Annotated in this window: 19 protein-coding genes; 4 read left to right on the top strand and 15 right to left on the bottom strand. The window is 60.9% G+C overall.

Annotation, left to right across the window (positions count from 1 at the left end; genetic code table 11):
• Positions 1-12: 12 nt before the first annotated feature.
• On the bottom strand, positions 13-903 hold the full coding sequence (locus AC30D7_RS21095) for an AraC family transcriptional regulator (RefSeq protein ID WP_490135352.1): 891 nt from the start codon (positions 901-903) through the stop codon (positions 13-15).
• 190 nt (positions 904-1,093) lie between these two features.
• On the opposite strand from AC30D7_RS21095, the gene AC30D7_RS21090 reads away from it, so the two are divergent.
• On the top strand, positions 1,094-2,146 hold the full coding sequence (locus AC30D7_RS21090; RefSeq protein WP_490135351.1) for an NAD(P)-dependent alcohol dehydrogenase: 1,053 nt from the start codon (positions 1,094-1,096) through the stop codon (positions 2,144-2,146).
• Here AC30D7_RS21090 and AC30D7_RS21085 read toward each other — a convergent pair.
• From AC30D7_RS21085 to AC30D7_RS21060, 6 genes are all read right to left on the bottom strand, one after another.
• Positions 2,143-2,946: an IclR family transcriptional regulator gene (locus AC30D7_RS21085; RefSeq protein WP_018926186.1), complete on the bottom strand. Its 804-nt coding sequence runs from the start codon at positions 2,944-2,946 to the stop codon at positions 2,143-2,145. The genes AC30D7_RS21090 and AC30D7_RS21085 overlap by 4 nt on opposite strands.
• 60 nt (positions 2,947-3,006) lie before the next feature.
• A complete protein-coding gene (locus tag AC30D7_RS21080) occupies positions 3,007-4,317 on the bottom strand; it encodes an MFS transporter (RefSeq protein WP_019582752.1) in 1,311 nt (436 codons plus the stop codon).
• Between the two features lie 200 nt (positions 4,318-4,517).
• On the bottom strand, positions 4,518-5,666 hold the full coding sequence (gene dgoD / locus AC30D7_RS21075) for a galactonate dehydratase (protein ID WP_007903915.1): 1,149 nt from the start codon (positions 5,664-5,666) through the stop codon (positions 4,518-4,520).
• Between the two features lie 47 nt (positions 5,667-5,713).
• Positions 5,714-6,334 (bottom strand): 2-dehydro-3-deoxy-6-phosphogalactonate aldolase, encoded by a 621-nt coding sequence (locus AC30D7_RS21070; protein WP_018926189.1) that lies wholly within the window; start codon positions 6,332-6,334, stop codon positions 5,714-5,716.
• A 19-nt stretch (positions 6,335-6,353) separates the two neighbouring features.
• The gene (locus AC30D7_RS21065; RefSeq protein ID WP_490135350.1) at positions 6,354-7,346 is read right to left on the bottom strand and encodes a 2-dehydro-3-deoxygalactonokinase; all 993 of its coding nucleotides are present in this window, start codon (positions 7,344-7,346) and stop codon (positions 6,354-6,356) included.
• 216 nt (positions 7,347-7,562) lie between these two features.
• Positions 7,563-8,045, bottom strand: a complete 483-nt coding sequence (locus AC30D7_RS21060) for a GNAT family N-acetyltransferase (protein ID WP_019582750.1) — start codon at positions 8,043-8,045, stop codon at positions 7,563-7,565.
• A 250-nt stretch (positions 8,046-8,295) separates the two neighbouring features.
• Between AC30D7_RS21060 and AC30D7_RS21055 the strand changes: the two genes are divergently transcribed.
• The 3 genes from AC30D7_RS21055 (at position 8,296) to AC30D7_RS21045 (ending at position 9,728) form a co-directional block, all read left to right on the top strand.
• Entirely contained in the window at positions 8,296-8,949 is a 654-nt protein-coding gene (locus AC30D7_RS21055) for an HD domain-containing protein (RefSeq protein ID WP_490135349.1), read from the top strand.
• Positions 8,950-9,075: 126 nt separating this feature from the next.
• Positions 9,076-9,330 carry a hypothetical protein gene (locus tag AC30D7_RS21050; RefSeq protein ID WP_490135348.1) on the top strand — a complete coding sequence of 85 codons (255 nt, stop codon included), beginning with the start codon at positions 9,076-9,078 and terminating at the stop codon, positions 9,328-9,330.
• A gap of 17 nt (positions 9,331-9,347) precedes the next feature.
• The gene (locus AC30D7_RS21045) at positions 9,348-9,728 is read left to right on the top strand and encodes a Rho termination factor N-terminal domain-containing protein (RefSeq protein WP_490135347.1); all 381 of its coding nucleotides are present in this window, start codon (positions 9,348-9,350) and stop codon (positions 9,726-9,728) included.
• A gap of 111 nt (positions 9,729-9,839) precedes the next feature.
• Here AC30D7_RS21045 and AC30D7_RS21040 read toward each other — a convergent pair whose 3' ends face one another.
• From AC30D7_RS21040 to AC30D7_RS21005, 8 genes are all read right to left on the bottom strand, one after another.
• A complete protein-coding gene (locus AC30D7_RS21040) occupies positions 9,840-10,769 on the bottom strand; it encodes a PfkB family carbohydrate kinase (protein ID WP_490135346.1) in 930 nt (309 codons plus the stop codon).
• Positions 10,762-12,228, bottom strand: a complete 1,467-nt coding sequence (locus tag AC30D7_RS21035; RefSeq protein WP_490135345.1) for a purine-cytosine permease family protein — start codon at positions 12,226-12,228, stop codon at positions 10,762-10,764. The genes AC30D7_RS21040 and AC30D7_RS21035 overlap by 8 nt, the downstream gene beginning before the upstream one ends.
• Positions 12,229-12,446: 218 nt before the next feature.
• Positions 12,447-13,445, bottom strand: coding sequence for an ADP-ribosylglycohydrolase family protein (locus AC30D7_RS21030; protein ID WP_490135344.1), 999 nt, complete (start codon positions 13,443-13,445; stop codon positions 12,447-12,449).
• A complete protein-coding gene (locus AC30D7_RS21025) occupies positions 13,442-14,155 on the bottom strand; it encodes a GntR family transcriptional regulator (RefSeq protein WP_490135343.1) in 714 nt (237 codons plus the stop codon). Before AC30D7_RS21025 ends, AC30D7_RS21030 begins: the two co-directional genes overlap by 4 nt.
• Before the next feature lie 199 nt (positions 14,156-14,354).
• A complete protein-coding gene (araH, locus tag AC30D7_RS21020; protein WP_018926203.1) occupies positions 14,355-15,323 on the bottom strand; it encodes an L-arabinose ABC transporter permease AraH in 969 nt (322 codons plus the stop codon).
• A gap of 9 nt (positions 15,324-15,332) precedes the next feature.
• Positions 15,333-16,877 carry an L-arabinose ABC transporter ATP-binding protein AraG gene (araG, locus tag AC30D7_RS21015; protein ID WP_490135342.1) on the bottom strand — a complete coding sequence of 515 codons (1,545 nt, stop codon included), beginning with the start codon at positions 16,875-16,877 and terminating at the stop codon, positions 15,333-15,335.
• A gap of 65 nt (positions 16,878-16,942) precedes the next feature.
• Positions 16,943-17,947 carry a substrate-binding domain-containing protein gene (locus AC30D7_RS21010; RefSeq protein ID WP_490135341.1) on the bottom strand — a complete coding sequence of 335 codons (1,005 nt, stop codon included), beginning with the start codon at positions 17,945-17,947 and terminating at the stop codon, positions 16,943-16,945.
• A gap of 130 nt (positions 17,948-18,077) precedes the next feature.
• Complete coding sequence (locus tag AC30D7_RS21005; protein ID WP_490135340.1) at positions 18,078-18,896, bottom strand: SDR family oxidoreductase; 819 nt, start codon at positions 18,894-18,896, stop codon at positions 18,078-18,080.
• Between the last annotated feature and the right edge of the window lie 107 nt (positions 18,897-19,003).

The following is a 19,003-nucleotide window of genomic DNA, read 5'->3' as shown; positions in this document are numbered from 1 at the left end:
GACATCGCTGGATCAGGCAGCGCGCTCATCCCCCGGATTACGTTCAAAGTAGCGCTTGTACTCGCGACTGAACTGCGACGTGCTCTGATACCCCACCCGATGCGCTACCTGAGCCACGCCCAGTCCTTCGCCCAGCAACAACTGCTGGGCCCTGAGCAAGCGCAAACGCTTCAAGTACTGCACCGGCGACAACAAGGTGCTGCGTTTGAAATGCTCATGAAACGTCGACGCGCTCATGTTCGCGCAACTGGCCAGGGCGTCGACGTTCAGCGGCTCGGTGTAATGCGCATGCAGATGGCTCAGGGAGGCCGCGATCCGGGCGAACTGCCCCTGTTGCTCCACCAGCGCCCGCAATACATCAGCTTGCGGCCCACGCAAGGCGACGAACAACAACTCACGCAATCGCGCCTGTCCCATAACCTGGCTCTCCAGCGGGTCGTGCAGACAGCGCAACAACCGTTCAACACAACCACGCATCGCATCATCGAGCACCGCCGAAGTCATGGACTCTGGCGTCTGCGCCGCGATACAGCGCCCCGACGCCAGACCCATGGCCAGCACCAATTCACCGAGCAACACCCGGTCAATGGCGATGGAAATGCCCAGCATCGGGCCATCGGGCGCGGAAAACGTCTCGCACTCGAACGGCACCGGCAGCGCTTGAATCAAATAATGCCCGGCACCGTATTCCAGAGTACGCGACCCCAGATACGCCAACTTGCTGCCCTGGGCGATGATGACCAGGCTTGGCTCGTAGATTTGCGGGCCACGGGCCAAATCACAACTGGCCCGCAAAACCTGCACGCCCGGCAACGTGGTAGGCGTGAAACCATCGCGGGTGGTCAGCGGCTGGATCAGCGAAACCAGCGTGGCATTGGCATCGAGATGACGGGTCAACAACATGGAGAGCTCTTCACAAAAAAGTCGCGAAAAAAGGGATGAAAACATCATCGCAGGTCTGAACGCCAATGCGGCCAATCAACGGCGCATACCGGAGGATTAGGCATGACACCCGGAGGAATCGCCATGGCCGGTCACCCGTGCGGTGCCCAGAATGGCTCGCCTCACCTGTCACTGCTTTGCGAGGTTCACCATGTACACCGCCATCGGATACGCCGCTCAGTCGCCCACCACTCCCCTCGCCCCGATGAAATTCGAACGCCGCAGCCCTCGGGCCGACGATGTGGCGATCGAAATTCTCTACTGCGGCGTCTGCCATTCCGACATCCACCAGGCGCGCAACGAGTGGGGCATTGCGGTTTACCCGCTGATGCCCGGCCATGAGATCGTCGGCAAAGTGACCGCCGTCGGCGCGAACGTTACTAAACACAAAGTCGGCGATCTGGTCGGCGTCGGTTGCATGGTCGACTCGTGCCGCCATTGCGAAGCCTGCCAGGCCGATCTGGAGCAATACTGCCTCGAAGGCCCGACCATGACGTACGCCACCCCGGACCGGGTCGATGGCAGCAACACGATGGGCGGTTACTCCGACAGCATCGTGGTCAGCGAGCACTTTGTCGTGCGCATCCCGGAGAAGCTCGACCTGGCCAGCGCCGCGCCGATTCTATGTGCCGGCATCACCACCTACTCGCCGCTCAAGCACTACGGCGTGAAGGCCGGTGACAAGGTCGGGATTCTTGGCATGGGCGGTCTCGGTCACATGGGGATCAAGTTCGCCAAGGCGATGGGCGCTGAGGTGACCTTGTTCACCCGCTCGGCGAGCAAGGCTGAAGAAGGTCGTCGCCAAGGCGCGGACCACGTGATCGTGTCCACCGATGCCGAACAGATGAAGGCCGCCGCCGGACAATTCGACTTCCTGCTGGACACCATTCCGGTGCAGCACGACCTCAACCCCCACCTCGATACCCTGCGTTTCGACGGCGTGCACATTCTGGTGGGCTTGATCGAGCCGATCGATCCGCCGGTGCATGCTGCCAAACTGGTATTGGGTCGTCGCATGCTGGCCGGCTCCCTGATCGGTGGCATCGCCGAAACCCAGGAAGTGCTGGATTTCTGTGCCGAGCACGGCATCTCCTGCGACATCGAAATGCTCGACATCCGCCAGATCAACGAGGCTTACACCCGCATGATCGCCGGTGACGTGAAATACCGCTTCGTGATCGACATGGCGACGCTGAAGCTCTAAACCTTCAGGCCCAATTCCGCCGACAGCCGGGCTGTGACCCCTTTGATCAGGGGAATCAGCTCGGCCATTTTTTCCAGTGGCATGTACGGCACGGTGCTGGCGATGCTGATGCCGGCGACAATGCGCTTGCTGGCATCGCGGATCGGTGCCGCCACGCAGCGAATCGACGGTTCGTTGTCCTCCAGGTCGAAGGCGTAGCCGCCGGCCACGTACTCGATCATGCGCTGCTGAAACTGTTCCCAGGATTGCTCCGGGTGCTGCGGCCAGAACTGATTTTTCCCGCCCACCGGCAAGCTGATTTCATACAGCCGTTGCCATTCTTCCTGCGAGTCATCAAGCATCAGCGCCTTACCAATCCCGGTACGCGCCAACGGCATGCGATGGCCGACCCGCGAACGCATTTCCGGGCCATTGCGCCCCGGATTCTTGAGCAGGTACAGCACCTCGTCGCCTTCACGAATCGCCAGGTGAATGGTATCGCCGGTCAACGCCGACAACTCATCCAGATACGGCCCGGCCAGCGTCACCAACGGCAGCTCTTCGCGCGCCTGAAAACCCAGCTCGATCAGTTTCGGCCCCAACAGATAGCCCACCTGCGGCACTACCCGCAGATAACGCTCGTCCACCAGGCAACTGGCCAGACGATGGGTGGTGCTGCGCGTCGTACCGATCAGCCGGGCGATTTCCTTGAGATCGCGGGCGCCACTGGCCACCGCCTGCACCACACCCAGGCCGCGAAGCAGTGTCTGGGTGCCGGTCGGCGCGGCGTCCTTGGCGATTTTTGGGGCGTCTTCCTGCATATCCAGCCTTTACCGTTGAGCGAGGGAACGGGCGGCATTATGGTCGCCCGACGGCTGCGACTACAACTTGATACGCTCGACCTTGCCCACCAGCAACACGTAGGACAGCGCGCCCAGCAACGCCAGAACCGAGATATAGGTGATCGCCGGAGCAAACGAATCACCGGAGGCAAGGAAACCGATGACGATCGGCGTGGTGATCGCCGCCAGGTTGCCGATGAAATTGAACACCCCTCCGGTCAGACCGAGCAAGCGTGCCGGGGCCAGGGTCGACACCAGCGACCAGGTGATCGAGGCCAGACCGTTGCCGAAGAAGGCCAGCGCGAGGAAGGCAATCACCAGCGGTGTCGACTCAACGAAGTTGGCGCCGATGATCGAAGTGGAAATCAGCAGTCCGCCAATGATCGGTAGCTTGCGGGCGAAGCCTACGGTGTAGCCGCGACGGATCAAAAAATCCGAGAAGAACCCCGAACACAGCACGCCGACAAACGCTGCGAGAAACGGCAGTGACGCCAGCAAGCCAGACTTGATGAAGTCCATCCCGCGATATTTCACCAGGTAAGTCGGGAACCACGTCAGGAAGAACCATAAGGTCGAATTGAGGCAGAACTGGCCGAGGTAAATGCCCCACAACTTGCGCTTGCTCAGGACAATTCCGAGGTCGATCCAGCTGAATTTTGCCTTGGCCCTGGCGGCTTCAGCCTGAATATCCACCAACCCGCCGCCCTCGCGGATCAGCTCGATTTCCGCGTCATTGGCGCCCTTGAAATCCCGTGGTTCGCGATACACCGCGTACCAGATCACCGCCCAAAGGATACCCACCACACCGGTGCTGACAAACACCATGTGCCAACCATATTGGTGTTGCAGCCAGGCAAGCACCGGTGTCAGGAACGCCAGGCCGACGAACTGCCCGGAGGTGTAGAAACCAATGGCCGTGGCGCGTTCGCGCTCGGGGAACCAGGTTGTCACTACGCGGCTGTTGATCGGATACGCCGGCGCTTCCAGGGCACCGACCGCCATGCGCAGCACGAACAGCGCAATGAAACTGGCGGCGAAGCCGAGCATCACCGTGGCCAACGACCACAGCAGCAATGCAACGCTATAGAGAATGCGCGGCGGCACCCGGTCCACCAGCCAGCCGCCGGGGATCTGCATGGCGGCGTAGGTCCAGCCGAACGCGGAGAAAATCAACCCGACATGAATCGGATCGATGCCCAGGTCACTGGTCAGCGCCGGGGCGGCAATGGACAGGTTGCTGCGGTCCAGGTAGTTGATCACCACGGTGATGAACAACAGGACCATGATGAAAAATCGCTTGCGACTGGGCGTCACCAACGACGCCTGCCCGGTGAGGGTTTGCGGTTGCATGGGGGTGCCTCTTCTTATGTTTATTGAGGTCAATGAGAAAATCGGGGGGTAACGCAGATCCCTCTCTATCCATGGAGATCAAGTGTGGGAGCGGGCTTGCTCGCGAAGATGGCGGCAGATCCAACATTGATGTGACTGCCAGGACGCTTTCGCGAGCAAGCCCGCTCCCACACTTGGAACTGTGTTGAGTCAGGTGGTGATCACCACTCGGCAAAACTGCCATCGGCATGGCGCCAGATCGGGTTGCGCCAGCGGTGGCCAACGGCGGCACGTTCGATCACGTATTCCTCGTTGATCTCGATGCCCAGGCCCGGCCCATTGGGGATCTTCACGAAGCCTTTGTCGTAGTCGAACACGCGCGGGTCTTTCACGTAATCGAGCAGGTCGTTGCTCTCGTTGTAATGGATGCCCAGGCTCTGTTCCTGAATGAACGCGTTGTAGCAAACCGCATCCAGTTGCAGGCATGCCGCCAGGGCAATCGGGCCCAGCGGGCAATGCAGCGCCAGCGCCACGTCATAGGCTTCGGCCATGTTGGCGATCTTGCGGGTTTCGGTGATGCCGCCCGCGTGGGACGCATCAGGCTGGATGATGTCGACGTAGCCTTCGCTGAGCACACGCTTGAAATCCCAGCGCGAGAACAACCGCTCGCCGAGGGCAATCGGTGTACTGGTCAGCGGCGCCAGTTCTTTCAGCGCTTCGTAGTTCTCACTGAGCACCGGCTCTTCGATGAACATCAGTTTGTACGGGTCGAGTTCCTTCATCAGCACCTTGGCCATCGGCTTGTGTACCCGACCGTGGAAGTCCACGCCGATGCCGACATTCGGGCCGACCGCATCGCGCACGGCGGCAACGTTGGCCAGCGCCAGGTCGACTTTCTCGAAGGAATCGAGGAACTGCAGCTCTTCGGTGCCGTTCATTTTCACCGCGGTGAAACCACGGCTGACCGCTTCTTTCGCGGCGCGCGCGGTGTCCGCCGGGCGATCACCACCGATCCACGAATAAACCCGGATCTTGTCCCTCACCTGGCCACCCAGCAAATCGCTGACCGACACACCCAGCGCCTTGCCCTTGATGTCCCACAATGCCTGGTCGATACCGGCCAGCGCGCTCATGTGGATCGCCCCGCCACGGTAGAAGCCGCCACGGTAGAGCACGGTCCAGATGTCTTCGATGTTGCGTGGGTCTTTACCGATCAGGTAGTCGGACAATTCCTCGACCGCAGCAGCGACGGTGTGCGCGCGGCCTTCGACCACGGGCTCGCCCCAACCCGTCACGCCCTCGTCGGTCTCGACCTTGAGGAAGCACCAGCGCGGCGGAACGATGAAGGTGGTGAGTTTGGTGATTTTCATCTCTATTGTCTCTCTTGTAGATGCAGCGCTCACAGCGCCAGAAAGTCTTAACGCAGAGCGTTCCATGCAGCGACATATGCCTTGGCGCGCACCGCTACTTCGTCAGCCGTCATGCCTGGTTTGAACAACCCGGAGCCGAGACCGAAACCTTTGACGCCAGCCTCGACAAACACCTGCATGTTGTCTGGCGTAATCCCGCCCACCGGCACCAGCACCGTCCCCGCCGGCAACACCGCCAGCCAGGCTTTCACTACAGCGGGGCCCATTTGTTCGGCCGGGAACATCTTCAGCACATCCGCCCCTTCGGCCAGGGCTGCAAAGGCTTCGGTCGGCGTCGCGACGCCCGGCGACAGGAACAGCCCTGCTGCCTTCGCCGCACGTAACACCTTGGCATCGCTGTGGGGCATGACGATCACCTGGCCGCCCGCCGCTTTCACTTGCTCGACCTGTTCCGGCGTCAACACCGTGCCCGCGCCGATCAGGCAATCGGCGGGTAATGTGCTGCGCAGGATGCGGATACTTTCGTACGGCTCAGGGGAATTAAGCGGCACTTCGATGACGCGAAATCCGGCTGAATACAGGACTTCGCCGACGGCTGCCGCCTCTTGCGGACGCAGGCCACGCAAGATCGCGATCAGACCGTTTTGTGCCAATGCTTGCTTGAGCATGTCAGACCTCCAGTCAGGTTTAACGGGATGGGTTTGCAGTGACCAGTCCGGCGGCGACCGCCAACTGCCACAAGCCGCGTTCGGTGGCCTGCTCGGCCAGGGTCACCCGGGTAAAACCGCAGGCGTCGAGCGCCCGGCTGTAGCGAGTGCAGAGTTGGGCATTGCCGATAAGGATGATCGAGGGCAGGTGCACGCTATTGCGTCGACGCCGCTGAACATTGGCCAGGGCCGACAGTTCATGGCCGATCAGCAGGCCGGACAGATAGTCCGGCTGAGCGGTGGCGCTCAGCTCGCCGGTCAGCCCCAGGCTGCGGGCACTGAACAACGTCGACAGCGGCCCGATCTCGCCGTCCGCCGACAGCGCCACTTGCACGCCACGGTCAAAAGCATCGCCATCAAAAGCCCCGCCGCGCTGCTGAGTGCGCCCCAGAATGCTGTATTCGCTGAGCACGGCGAAGACTTCGCCGGTCATGAAGGTATCGAAATGCACGATGCAGCCGTCGGCCACTTGCACCCATTTCGAATGACTGCCCGGCAGGCCGATCAACAGATCGTTGCCCGCCTCGCCCGGCAGATTCTGCAATACGCCGAGGACCTGGGTTTCCTCGCCACGCATGACGTTGGGCAAGTGCGAACGCTGAATCACACCCGGCACGATGTGCACATCGATACCGCGAAGACTGCGAACGGTTTGTAGGGAAGTTCCGAGATTGGCGACGTTGGCCGGCGTGTCGCAGTAGGCCGCTTCGCGCCAGCCCTGAGCACTGCCGACCATGCCACAGGCAATCACCGGCACATCGGGCTGCGCGTCGAGCCAATCACCGCAAGCCTCATCAAAGGCCAGTTCAAAACCGTCGGCGCACGCCTGACCGGCGATGGTTCGCGGCGTCTTGGGCAACTGCATGATCCCGGACGACAGCGCTCGCTGTTCCAGCACCTGGCCACCGAAGCCGAGTTTGTAAGCACGTAATGAGGTTGTCCCCCAATCGAGCGCGATCAATTGCGCCAGCATCGCTTCACCTGTTTTGTTTTTGGCAGTGAGTGAGCTGGACTATAAACCTGGACGAGGGATAATCTCAATATATAAATATCAATCCCACATATTGAGACATCACAAAAAAAGATCGCAGCCTTCGGCAATTCCTACAGATTCGATGTACGCCCGCAATATCGCGGTCGAAACACAATCCCGTGCAGGAGCTGCCGAAGGCTGCGATCTTTTAGAGGATCAATGACCGGCGGCAAAATCCCTTAGCACCGCCCCATCCATCCGATAGCGCACCCACTCTTCCTGCGGTTGTGCGCCGAGGGATTTGTAGAATTCAATCGCCGGTTTGTTCCAGTCCAGCACGCTCCATTCGAAACGGCCGCAGTCGTTGGCACAGGCGATTTTTGCCAGGTGGCGCAGCAAGGTTTTACCGGCACCGCCGCCCCGTTGTTCAGGGGTGATGTAGAGGTCTTCGAGGTACAGGCAATTGCTGCCCAGCCAGGTGGAATAGCTGAAGAAGAACACCGCGAAGCCGATCGGCAGGCCATCGCGCAGGCAGATCAGGCCATGGGCGGTGGCGCCTTCGCTGAACAGGCTGCGCTCGATGTCGGCGACGCTGGCGATGACTTCGTGGCGGGCACGTTCGAAGTCGGCCAGTTCAGTGATGAACGCGAGGATTTGCGGAGCATCGCTGGGGGTTGCCGGGCGGATTTCGATCGTCATGGACGTGCCTTGTCAAAAGTTGAAAACGCCATACTAAGTCCGCGCGCGGCGCTCGTCACATTTGAAATGATGGAGGGGGCCTTTGTGGCTAATGTCGATTCGCTAAGTAATCTCAGCGGTAACACACTCTCCGTAGCAGCTGCCGAGCCTGCGAGGCTCGGCAGCTGCTACGGATTGCATTTACGGTTTAACTTACTGGCATTGGAGCAAGCTCCCTCGCCACAAAAGCGTTTTCATACTTAGGACATTTATGAGCACCGCTGCTTTCGCACCTCTGCAGAATCTGGCTTCTAAACTGCTGCCCCATGCGCTGGAACCGGGCGAGGACGGCGCCCACGATCTGTCGCACTTGCAACGGGTATGGCACAACGTGCGCACGCTTCATGCTGAAGAAAGCGGTGATCTTGAAGTGCTGCTGGCCGCCGTGCTGTTGCACGATTGCGTGGCGGTGGAGAAGAACTCGCCGCTGCGTTCCCAGGCGTCACGGCTGGCGGCGCGGAAAGCGTCGACAGTGCTGACAGCCATGGATTGGCCCGGCGCAAAAATCACCGCGGTCGTCCATGCCATTGAGGCCCATAGTTTCAGCGCCAACATCACGCCCACGACCCTAGAAGCCCGAATCATCCAGGACGCCGACCGCCTCGACTCCCTTGGCATGCTCGGCGTGGCGCGAACCTTCTACATTGCCGGGCGCATGGGCAGCGCGCTGTACGACCCTTTGGACCCCGAGGCAAACGAGCGGGACTACGACGACAAGCGCTTTTGCCTCGATCATTTCCAGACAAAACTGCTGCACCTGGCGGACGGCTTCCAAACGACCACCGGCCAGCGTCTGGCACAAGTTCGCCATCAACGCCTGAAGGGATTCATGGAGCTGTTCAAGGAAGAAATCGGCGTCGACTGAAAGGCTTGGATTACACCGCTCGTCGTTCATCAGGCACCAATCCCGGTCGGGGACGGACCAATATCGAGTAACGGCTCGCCGATGCGAGCGAGGAGCACACTCGTCCATCCCAACCAAGAGGTCACCATGAACGTCGATAAAAACCTGGAAAAAGAAGTCCTGACCCGCTTGCTGCATGCCCACCCAAGCGGTTTGGGCAAGGAGGTTCTGGACAACTACCGGGGGGAGAAAGTCGTGGCCAGCACCCTTGCGACGCTGCAGGAGCGTGGGCTGATCCAGCACGGTCATGTGATCTGCAACGAAGCCGGCGAACACTCGCTGAACCTGCCGATCAAACTCAGCGCCGCTGGGGTTGAGGCGGCGCGCAAACTGGATACCTGACGCGTAGGAGAAATCCCATGCCACGTGGAAGCAAAGACAAATACACCGCCGAGCAGAAACGCAAGGCCGAACATATCGAAGAAAGCTACGAACACAAAGGCGTGTCAAAAGATGAAGCCGAGGCCCGCGCCTGGGCGACGGTGAACAAGCAGTCGGGTGGCGGTGAGCGCGCCGGTGGCTCGGGACGCAATAAGCCGGCCGCTGCCAAGTCTGCCGATCGCAAGGAATCAGCCCGCCGTGCAGTCGCCACCAGAGAGGGCAAACCGCGCAACAGCAAGGCTTCACGCGATACCCAGACGGTGGACAGCCTGATGAAGGAAGCCCGGGCGAAGAAGATTCCGGGGCGCTCGAGCATGCGCAAGCAAGAGCTGATCGAGGCGCTGCGCAAGGCGAGTTAAAGGTCAGGACTGAGGGTGAATTCGAGGGCCTCTTCGCGAGCAAGCCCACATTGGATCTGTGTTGTTCACAAGACCCAATGTGGGAGCGGGCTTGCTCGCGAAAGCGCTGGATCAGGCGCCAAAAGTCTCAAAGATCAACGCATCCACCTCCGCCGCCCCCGGCGAAGTCGCCGGCCCCCAACGAGTGACCGCCAACGCCGCTGCCGCATTCGCCCGCCGTGCCGCTTCAGCCGCCGACAAGCCCTGCGCCAACCCGGCAACAAACACCCCTGCATGGGCATCCCCCGCACCGTTGCTGTCGACGGCCGAGACCTTGAATCCCGGCACCTGCCGACGGTCGCCATGCTGGTTGATCCAGCAACCCTGCGGCCCATCGCGAACCACCATCAGGGCGTCCGTCGGCAACTGATCCGCCAAAATATTCAACGCCTCGGCAATCTCCGACGCCCCGGTAAACCGCAGCGCCTCGACACGGTTGCTGGTCCACAGATCGATGCGTGGCAGCAAGGCCTTCATCAGCGGTGCGTCCGGCGAATCCAACAACGGTCCCGGATCGAATACCACTTTGATCCCGTCCGGCAGCTCCAGCACCCAATCCACCAGCACCTGAGCCTTGCCGGCATGCAGCAGGCTGTAGCCGCTGACATAGACAAAGTCGCCCGCTTCGGCTGGCACACTCGCCAGGTCTTCAGCGGTCAATTCGCCTTCGGCGCCGACATAGGAAATGAATGTACGCTCGGCCGAGGCTTCGGTCAGTGCAACGCACAGTCCGGTGTCGCGCTCGCAACGCTGATCGACGCCGATGAGAATGCCTTCGGAAGTCATCGCCTCCCGAGCCAGATCACCAAAACGGCCGTTGCCATGGCGCCCGAGGTAGACCACCGGCAAGCCGTTCCGTCGGGCCGCGGCCATGACATTGAAACCGCCGCCCGCCTCGAAACGGGCGGATTGCGCCAGCACGTCACCGCCCGAATGAGGCAATTTATCCACGGCCATGACCAGGTCGATGATGACCTGGCCGGTGTGCAGTAGCCTAGACATGCGCAGGCTCGAGCAACGCGGTGCGGCGATCCTTGGCGCCGCCGAGCACCCAGTAAATCCCGCCAGCCACCACGAACGTCACGATCCAGCCCAAGCCGTTGTGACCAAGCCAGGAGTCAGACAGAAAGCCCCGGAACCAGACATCTTGCTCAGTGGTGCCAATGGTGGTGAAGCTGAAACCCAACACGATCGCCAGCGCCCACGCACCGAATGCGCGCCACTCAACGCCGCCGCGATACCAGTAGGCGCTGCTCGGGCTGACGTCCAGCAGGTCCTTGGGGCTGTAGTAATGACGATGAATCAGGTCGACGACGAAGATCCCGACCCACGCCGTGATGGGCACCGCCAGCAAGGAAATAAAGGTAATGAACGGACCGTAGAAACTCTCGGCGATCAGCATGAAGTAGATCGAGCCGGCGAAGATCGCGACGATATCGACCACCACCGCATACACGCGCTTGACCTTCAGCCCGAGGGTCAAGGTGGTCAAACCGGCGGAGTACACCGACAGGTTGTTCGACAGCAGTAGCCCGCCGAACGCGGTGATCAGGTACGGCACCGCCATCCAGGTCGGCAGCATGTCGCGGATCGCGACAATCGGGTCAGTGGCCGAGGCCAGATCGTTGTTGCCCACTGACAGCAGACCGCCGAGGGTGATCAGCAGCACCAGCGGAATCCCCGCACCGAACGCCGCCGAGGCCACCAGGCGCGCGGCTTTGACACTGCGATGCTGGTAGCGCGACATGTCCGCGCCGGCGTTGGCCCAACCGATCCCGGTGCCGGCGGCCATGGTGCCGATGCCGATGATCATCGCGCTCAGCGGTGCCGGCGTGGCGTTGAACACGGCGCTCCAGTCGATGGTCGCGCAGAGGAAACCACCGACCAGGATGTTCAGCGCACCGAACACATAAGTCGCCCATTTCTGGATCACCAGCAACGTGGCGTGACCGAGGCCGGACACCGACAACGTCAGCAGCACGAAAATCGCGATGAACACCAGGGTCAGCAGCGGCGCGCTTTTGGCTTCCACCGGCGAGCCGAACAGTATCGAGCACAGCGACAGCAAGACGAACGCGGCGGTGGTGGTGTTAACGGTTTCCCAGCCCAGACGCGACATCAGCGAGACCAGCGTCGGGCCGATATTGCCGCGTACGCCGAAGATCGCTCGCGACAGCGTCAGGCTCGGTGCGCGACCACGACGACCGGCAATGGAGATGATCCCGACCACCGCGAAAGAACCGGCGGCACCAAGGATCGCGACGATGATCGCTTGCCAGATCGCCAGGCCGCGAAAGGCCACCAGCGTGGCGCCCAACGGCAAGCCGAGAATGGAAATGTTGGCCGCAAACCACACCCAGAAAAGTTGCAGCGGATGACCGTTGCACTCCCCTTCCGGCACCGGTTCGATACCACGGGTTTCCAGTTGCCCGGCACTCTGCCCGGTGTTCGATGAACTCATGAAAATGCTCCTTGCGATTGTTGTGGTTCTGGCCAATTCAGGAAGTCGACATGACATTTTGGCGGTCCTGGCCATGTCAATGCGCTCCATTGCGGGTGAAAAATTCAAATATGCGGCGCGCCTATCGCGGGCAAGCCCGCTCCCACAGGTACGGCGTGCATCTCAAGGTTTGTACTATTCCTGTGGGAGCGGGCTTGCCCGCGATGACGTCAGTACATTCAACGCAAGGCCAGCAGTCCTTGCACCAACGGTTCCAACTCCAACGAATTAACGGCTTTGACCTTTTCGATCATCGCCACCGGCCAACTCTCAAGCCCCAGACAGGCCCCAAGCATGGCACCGAGTATCGCCGCGATGGTGTCGGTGTCACCGCCCAGGCTCGCGGCCATGCACAGCGCCTCGAAGGCTCTCATCTCGCCGATGGCCACTTGCTGGGCCAGCGCAAACGACACCACCACCGATTCCTGTGAGGCCACTGAAGTGCCGATCACGTCGTACAGCAAATCCGCCAGCAACGCCTTGTCGCTGTCGATGCCGATGCTTCGCGCCCAACTGATGCGCGACGCGATCCGCCCGCCCGCGACCCAGTGGCCATGGCTTTCAGCCTGCTGCGCAACCTGCTGACCGAGGTTCAACGCCTCGCCCAGGTCCAAGCCGTTGATCCCGGCGGAAACCACCGCCGCCACCGCCGCCGCACTGGCAATCCCCAGCGAGGTGTTGTGGGTCACCTGACAGGCCTGCACCACCGCACGGATGAAACGCTCGGGATCGGCAACATCGGCTGCAATCCCCACCGGGGTGATGCGCATCGCCGCGCCATTGGTAGTGCCGTAGCGCCCCGCCTCTTCCAGCGAGTGGCCGGCGAGGATCATTTCGATCGCGCGTTTGGTCGAGGGGCCGAGCAAGTCTTGCGAGCCCTTGGCCCGCATCCCGGCTTCCCATTCGATCAGCCGTTGGGCCAACACCGCCGGTTCGATCCGGCCCTCGCCGTCAATCAACAACCGGCCGACCAGGATCGCCTGCTCGGTATCGTCAGTGATCGAGCCCTTGGGCAGGTTCGCGGCGATCGGTTGATCGGGGCCGGCGTCTTGCAGATCGGTAATTTCAACGAAGCGCGCCTTGATTTCGGCGCGACTCAGGGATTGGGTCGGCATGCCCAGCGCATCGCCCAGGGCCAGTCCATAGAACGCGCCGAGGGCACGGTTGAGCGCGGTCATTTTGGAGCTCCAAACTGCAAATGCAGACGAAAGTGCACCGGATCGAGCAGGCTTTCGACCTGTTCCATAAACCGGTTCTGACGGTCGTAGGTGGTGCGCAGGGCCTTGAGGAACACCGTGCCGACCGGACGCCCGAGCAACTCGGCGTCTTCGGCGTTCAAGGGTTCGGCACCGATCCACTGGTCGCCGTGCTCACCGATATAGCCGTAGGCGGCCAATGTGATGGTCAGGGAATTATCGATCAGCCCCACTCGCGGCAAGCCTTCCAGGCCTCCAGTCGCGGGCATCAACGCGCGCTCCAGAGATACCAGCGTGCCGTCGGTGGCGCGGCGACGACGGTCGAGCGTAACGAATTGATCAGTGCCGAAACGCGACAACAAGTCAGGCCGAGTCACCGCCTCCAGCCGCAGCACTTCGGTATTGATCAACGCCCCGCTGTCGGCCAGCGCCTGGGCCCATCCGCTGCTCTGATCGAGCACTACGCCGTCGTAAGTAACGATGGAACCGACTCCGCTTTGCGTGGCGATGTAGTGACGCCGTTTCAGTTCGGCCAAGGCTTCGCGCAGCGTGCCGCGGCTGACTTTGAATTCCTGGGCTAACTGATGTTCGCCCGGCAATAGCAGGCCGTCCTCCATCAGGCCGCTTTCAATGCGCCGGATAAGCTCGTCGATCACCCGTTGTTTCTTGTCAAATCGTACCTGTCTAATCATGTACAAAGTGATAACCGAAAGGGATTAGGGCGAGCAAGGGATATTTTGTGGCTGGATTGTGTGACAGACAGACCGCTTTCGCGGGCAAGCCTCGCTCCTACAGGGGGATCTGCACGGTACTGTAGGAGCGAGGCTTGCCCGCGAAGGCGTCGGCACATCCAGTATCCATGTGCCGGACATCCCGCTCCCCCGGGGGAAATCAGCGCTGTTTCAGTCGATCGATCACAACCGCCAGCAACAGGATCGAACCGCGAATCACGTACTGGTAGAACGTATCGATGTTCTTCAGGTTCATCGCATTCTCGATGATCGCCAGAATCAGCACCCCGGCAATCACATGCCGGATCATCCCGATCCCGCCACTGAGCGACACCCCGCCCAGCACGCAAGCCGAGATCACCGTCAGTTCGAAACCCTGGCCGATCATCGGCTGACCCGAGGTCATGCGCGATGCCAGAATCACCCCGGCCAATGCACCAATCACCCCGTGCACGGCGAAGATGATGATCTTGGTTCGGTCAACGTTTACCCCAGCCAGCAACGCCGCTTCCTGGTTGCCACCGATGGCCATGGTGTTGCGCCCGTAGGTGGTGTAATTCAACAGCCAGCCGAAAAACAGGAAGCAAACGATGGTGATCAGAATCGGCACCGGCACGCCGAACAACTGGCCGTTACCGAAGACGAAGAACGACTCCTGGGACACGCCCACCGCTTTGCCGTTGGCAAAAATGTAAGCCAGGCCACGAACGATCTGCATCGTCGCCAGTGTGGTAATCAATGCATTGACCCGCAGCTTGGCGATCACGATCCCGTTGATCAGCCCGACAATCAGCCCCATCACCAGCGCCGCACTGACGCCGAGGAACACGCTGTTGGTGTCGCGCATCACCACCGCCGCGACCACGCCGGCGCAGGCAATCACCGAGCCCACCGACAAGTCGAAGTGCCCCGACGCCAGGCAATACAACATGGTGCAGGCGGCAATCCCGGTGGTGGAAATCGCCAGGCCCAGACCGCGCATGTTCAGCGGCGACAGGAAGTTGTCGATCAGCAAGGTGCAGAGCACGAAGATCCCGACGGCCGCCAGCAGCATTACCCAGTCATCGAGAAAGCGTCGCAGGTCCAGCGGTTTGCGCGGGGTTGGCAGAGCGTTGTTTTGGATGGTCATAGTCACCTCTCAGTTCGCCACGTCGGCAGCGCGTTGGCGTGGCAAAGCCAGTTGCAGCAGGTTGGATTCATTGGCGTGTTCGCGGGTCAGTTCGCCGCGCATCGTGCCTTCGCAGAGCACCAGGATGCGGTCGGAAATACCCATGACTTCCATCAGGTCGCTGGACACCACAATCACCGCAATACCGCTGGCGGCCAGGTTGTGGATGATCTGGTAAATCTCGGCTTTGGCGCCGATGTCGATGCCGCGTGTAGGCTCATCGAGCAGCAGGATTTTCATCGGCATCGACAGCCAGCGACCGAGAATCGCCTTCTGCTGATTGCCGCCGGACAGGTACATGATTTTCTGCGCCGCGTTGGGTGTCTTCACCTTCAGCGCCTTGATCTGCTTGTCGGCGTTGCCCTTTTCCCACAGCCCGCGCAACAGGCAACCGAAGGTGGAATGAGCGCCACGGGCGCTGATGTTGATGTTCTCCGCAACGCTGGCCAGTGGCAGGATGCCCTCTTTCTTGCGGTCCTCGGGGCACAGCAGAATCCCCGCCGCAATGGCATCGCGTGGTGACCGCAGTTTCAGTTCATGGCCACGCAATTCCAGACGACCAGCCGTGTTGCGGGTAAGTCCGCTGAGCATGCGGAACAGCTCGGTACGCCCCGCGCCAACCAGGCCGAACAGGCCCAGAATCTCGCCCTTGTGCACCTCGAAACTCACCGGTTCACGCAAACCCGGCCCCAGTAAACCGTCAACCTTGAGCGCCACCGCGCCACGCGGGCGGCTGCGGTAATCGTAGATGTCCTGAATGTCGCGGCCGACCATGCACGTCACCAACTGGTCATGGGTCAGCGCGCTCATGTCCTCGAAGGTGCGCACGAAGCGACCGTCCTTGAACACCGTCACCGCATTGCAGATACGGAACACTTCTTCCATGCGATGGGACACGTAAAGCACCACTTTGCCTTCGTCCCGCAGGCGACCGATGATCGCCATCAAGCGATCGATCTCCCGCGCGGACAGGCTGCTGGTGGGTTCGTCGAACGCAATCACATGCGCCCCACGGGACAACGCCTTGGCAATTTCCACCAGTTGCCGCTGGCCGAGGGACAAGCGCCCGACCTTCTCTTGCGGATCGATTTCATCGGCCAGGCCTTTAAGGCAGGCCAGTGCCTGCTGCCGCAAAGCGCCGCGATTGATCAGGCCGAAACTTGCTGGCAAATGGCCGAGAAACAGGTTCTCGGCCACGGTCATTTCCGGCACCAGGTGCAGCTCCTGATGAATCACCGCGACCCCGCTGCCAATGCTGTCGGCAGTGGACTTGAAGACCCTCGTCTGCTCACCGATCCGCAGGTCACCGCTGCTCGGCGTGTAAGCACCGCCGAGGATTTTCAGCAGCGTGGATTTACCGGCGCCGTTCTCGCCCATCAAGGCATGGACCTGCCCCGGATGCGCGACGAAACTGATGCCGTCCAGCGCCTTCACCCCTGGAAAGGTTTTGCCGATCCCGTTAAAGCGCAGGCTGCCGCTGGCGCTGTGTTCGTTTGTCTGTACTTGTGCGTGCATAACCCACCTCATCACACCGATCAGGCAGCCCCGTTGCCAGGGCCGCCGATGAAATCAACCGACCCTCAATTCCACAGGCCGATCTTTTCCAGTTCCTGCTTGAAGTTGTCCCGCGTGATCAGCGTCACGTCGTCCATGGCGGTGTATTTCGGCGGTTCTTTGCCGGTGGTGACCCACTCGTGCATCATGCTGGCGGTGTTGTAGCCCTCGATGTGCGGGCTCGGCAGCATCGAGCCGAAGAAACCGCTGTTGGGTTTTTTCAGTTCGCCGATGGCATCGGTGCCGTTGATGCCGATGCCGATAACGTTGGCGGCGGCAAAACCGGCGCTTTCGGTGGCGCGCACGCCGCCCAGCACGGTGTTGTCGTTCATGCCGCCGATGATCAGGTTTTTCGCCGCGCCCGGCAGTTTCACCAGCGCCGAGTTGGTGGCGTCCATGCTGCCCGGTACGTCGAGGGTTTTCAGGGCCGAGAACAGAATGTGGTCTTTCGGCATCCCGGCATCTTCCAGGGCTTTAACCGAACCGTCGGTGCGCTTTTTGCCGGTGTCGAGTTCGTTGAAGGTGTTGATCACCGCATAGGTTTCTTTCCAGTCCCAGCCGCGTTTTTTCGCTTCGGCGGCCATCGCGGCGCCCTGCTTCTGGCCAACTTCGAAGGCCGCCATGCCGAGGTACGGCACGTCCTCCATGAACTTGCCGCTGGCATCGACAAAGCGGTCATCGACAGCGATAACTTTCAAACCGTTGAGCTTGGCCTTGGCCATGATCGCCGGGCCGAGGGATACGTCCGGCGGGCAGATCACGAAGCCCTTGGCGCCGTTCGCCGCCAGGCTGTCGATGGCCGAGAGGGTTTTCTCGCCATCAGGCACGGCGATCTTGATGACGGTGAAGCCCTTGTCCTTGCCGGCCTTTTCAGCGAATGCCCATTCGGTCTGGAACCAGGGCTCTTCGGCTTGCTTGACCAGAAAACCAATCTTCACTGGATCGGCCGCCAGCAACGTACTGCTCAGGCTGACCGCGGTGACCGCCAAAGCGGCACAGCACAGGGAACGGATCCCACGACGACGTTTCATAAGCTGACTCCTTGTTATTTTTTTTGAGCGTTATTTGAAAGCCAATACAGCGGTCGAAACATGCAGACAATAGTCATATCGTATGATGATTGGATTTCAGGCGTAGTTTTGCGCCTGAACCCCAGATTATTCAGTCGTGGTACATGACCGAACGACCACCATCGATGGTGATGCACGAAGCGTTGATGAATGGCGCCTCATCGCTGGCCAGGAACACGGCGGTCATCGCCACTTCGATTGGCTGACCGATGCGGCGCGGTGGATGCAAGTCGAATGCGCGCTGACGTTCGGCATGAGGGTCGGCAAAACCGTTCCAGTAGTCGACGTTCAGTTGGGTTTCGATGTAGCCCGGCGCGATGGCGTTGACCCGAATGCCCTTGGGTGCGTATTCGATGCCCAAGGCGCGGGTCAGCCCGAGCAAGCCATGCTTGGCCACCGGGTACGGGAAGCAGCCGGGAATGATATGGGAGGAATGGGTCGAAGCAATGTTGATGATGCTGCCGATGCCCTGCTCGATCATCTGCGGCAACACGGCCTTGCAGCCATACCAGGCGCCGTCCAGGTCGATGGCGAAGCAGCGACGCCAGTCTTCTTCAGTCATTTGCAGCGGGTCACGGAACACGTTGACCCCGGCGCAGTTGACCAGCACGTCGATGCGGCCGTGCAGCTCAATGGCCAACCTGGCCATGGCGTGCAGGTCTTGCTGGCGCGATACGTCGGCCTTGATCGCCACGACATCCGCGCCTTGTTCACGCCAATGCGCCGCGACTTTTTCGACTTTCTCGGCCTGGATATCGCTGATGACCAGCTTGGCTTGCTGGGACGCAAAGGTCGCGACAATCGCTTCGCCGATCCCCTGAGCGGCGCCGGTCAACAGCACGACCTTGTTTTTCAGGCGCTCACCCTTGGGCGGTTCGGGCACCGGTGGCAAGGAAAGGGGGTCAGCCATGGATCAACACTCCTGTTTTAAGGCACGACGAAAACCAGACATCTGTCGATGTCCGGTCAAAAGGCTTTTTGGAATAGGCAGGCAGGCGCGACAACGCCCGGGCGCCG

The organism is Pseudomonas sp. DF5 (assembly GCF_058148225.1).
This window is presented reverse-complemented; position numbering and strand designations above follow the sequence as displayed.

Excerpts from the sequence above, each read along its gene's own strand:
- AC30D7_RS21005 (WP_490135340.1), bottom strand. The coding sequence starts at position 18,896 with ATGGCTGACCCCCTTTCCTTGCCACCGGTGCCCGAACCGCCCAAGGGT.
- AC30D7_RS21025 (WP_490135343.1), bottom strand. The coding sequence starts at position 14,155 with ATGATTAGACAGGTACGATTTGACAAGAAACAACGGGTGATCGACGAG.
- AC30D7_RS21095 (WP_490135352.1), bottom strand. The coding sequence starts at position 903 with ATGTTGTTGACCCGTCATCTCGATGCCAATGCCACGCTGGTTTCGCTG.
- AC30D7_RS21060 (WP_019582750.1), bottom strand. The coding sequence starts at position 8,045 with ATGACGATCGAAATCCGCCCGGCAACCCCCAGCGATGCTCCGCAAATC.
- AC30D7_RS21070 (WP_018926189.1), bottom strand. The coding sequence starts at position 6,334 with ATGCTCAAGCAAGCATTGGCACAAAACGGTCTGATCGCGATCTTGCGT.
- AC30D7_RS21035 (WP_490135345.1), bottom strand. The coding sequence starts at position 12,228 with ATGAGTTCATCGAACACCGGGCAGAGTGCCGGGCAACTGGAAACCCGT.
- AC30D7_RS21055 (WP_490135349.1), top strand. The coding sequence starts at position 8,296 with ATGAGCACCGCTGCTTTCGCACCTCTGCAGAATCTGGCTTCTAAACTG.
- araH (WP_018926203.1), bottom strand. The coding sequence starts at position 15,323 with ATGACCATCCAAAACAACGCTCTGCCAACCCCGCGCAAACCGCTGGAC.
- AC30D7_RS21090 (WP_490135351.1), top strand. The coding sequence starts at position 1,094 with ATGTACACCGCCATCGGATACGCCGCTCAGTCGCCCACCACTCCCCTC.
- dgoD (WP_007903915.1), bottom strand. The coding sequence starts at position 5,666 with ATGAAAATCACCAAACTCACCACCTTCATCGTTCCGCCGCGCTGGTGC.
- AC30D7_RS21065 (WP_490135350.1), bottom strand. The coding sequence starts at position 7,346 with ATGCTGGCGCAATTGATCGCGCTCGATTGGGGGACAACCTCATTACGT.
- AC30D7_RS21085 (WP_018926186.1), bottom strand. The coding sequence starts at position 2,946 with ATGCAGGAAGACGCCCCAAAAATCGCCAAGGACGCCGCGCCGACCGGC.
- AC30D7_RS21040 (WP_490135346.1), bottom strand. The coding sequence starts at position 10,769 with ATGTCTAGGCTACTGCACACCGGCCAGGTCATCATCGACCTGGTCATG.
- AC30D7_RS21010 (WP_490135341.1), bottom strand. The coding sequence starts at position 17,947 with ATGAAACGTCGTCGTGGGATCCGTTCCCTGTGCTGTGCCGCTTTGGCG.
- AC30D7_RS21050 (WP_490135348.1), top strand. The coding sequence starts at position 9,076 with ATGAACGTCGATAAAAACCTGGAAAAAGAAGTCCTGACCCGCTTGCTG.
- AC30D7_RS21080 (WP_019582752.1), bottom strand. The coding sequence starts at position 4,317 with ATGCAACCGCAAACCCTCACCGGGCAGGCGTCGTTGGTGACGCCCAGT.
- AC30D7_RS21045 (WP_490135347.1), top strand. The coding sequence starts at position 9,348 with ATGCCACGTGGAAGCAAAGACAAATACACCGCCGAGCAGAAACGCAAG.
- AC30D7_RS21030 (WP_490135344.1), bottom strand. The coding sequence starts at position 13,445 with ATGACCGCGCTCAACCGTGCCCTCGGCGCGTTCTATGGACTGGCCCTG.
- araG (WP_490135342.1), bottom strand. The coding sequence starts at position 16,877 with ATGCACGCACAAGTACAGACAAACGAACACAGCGCCAGCGGCAGCCTG.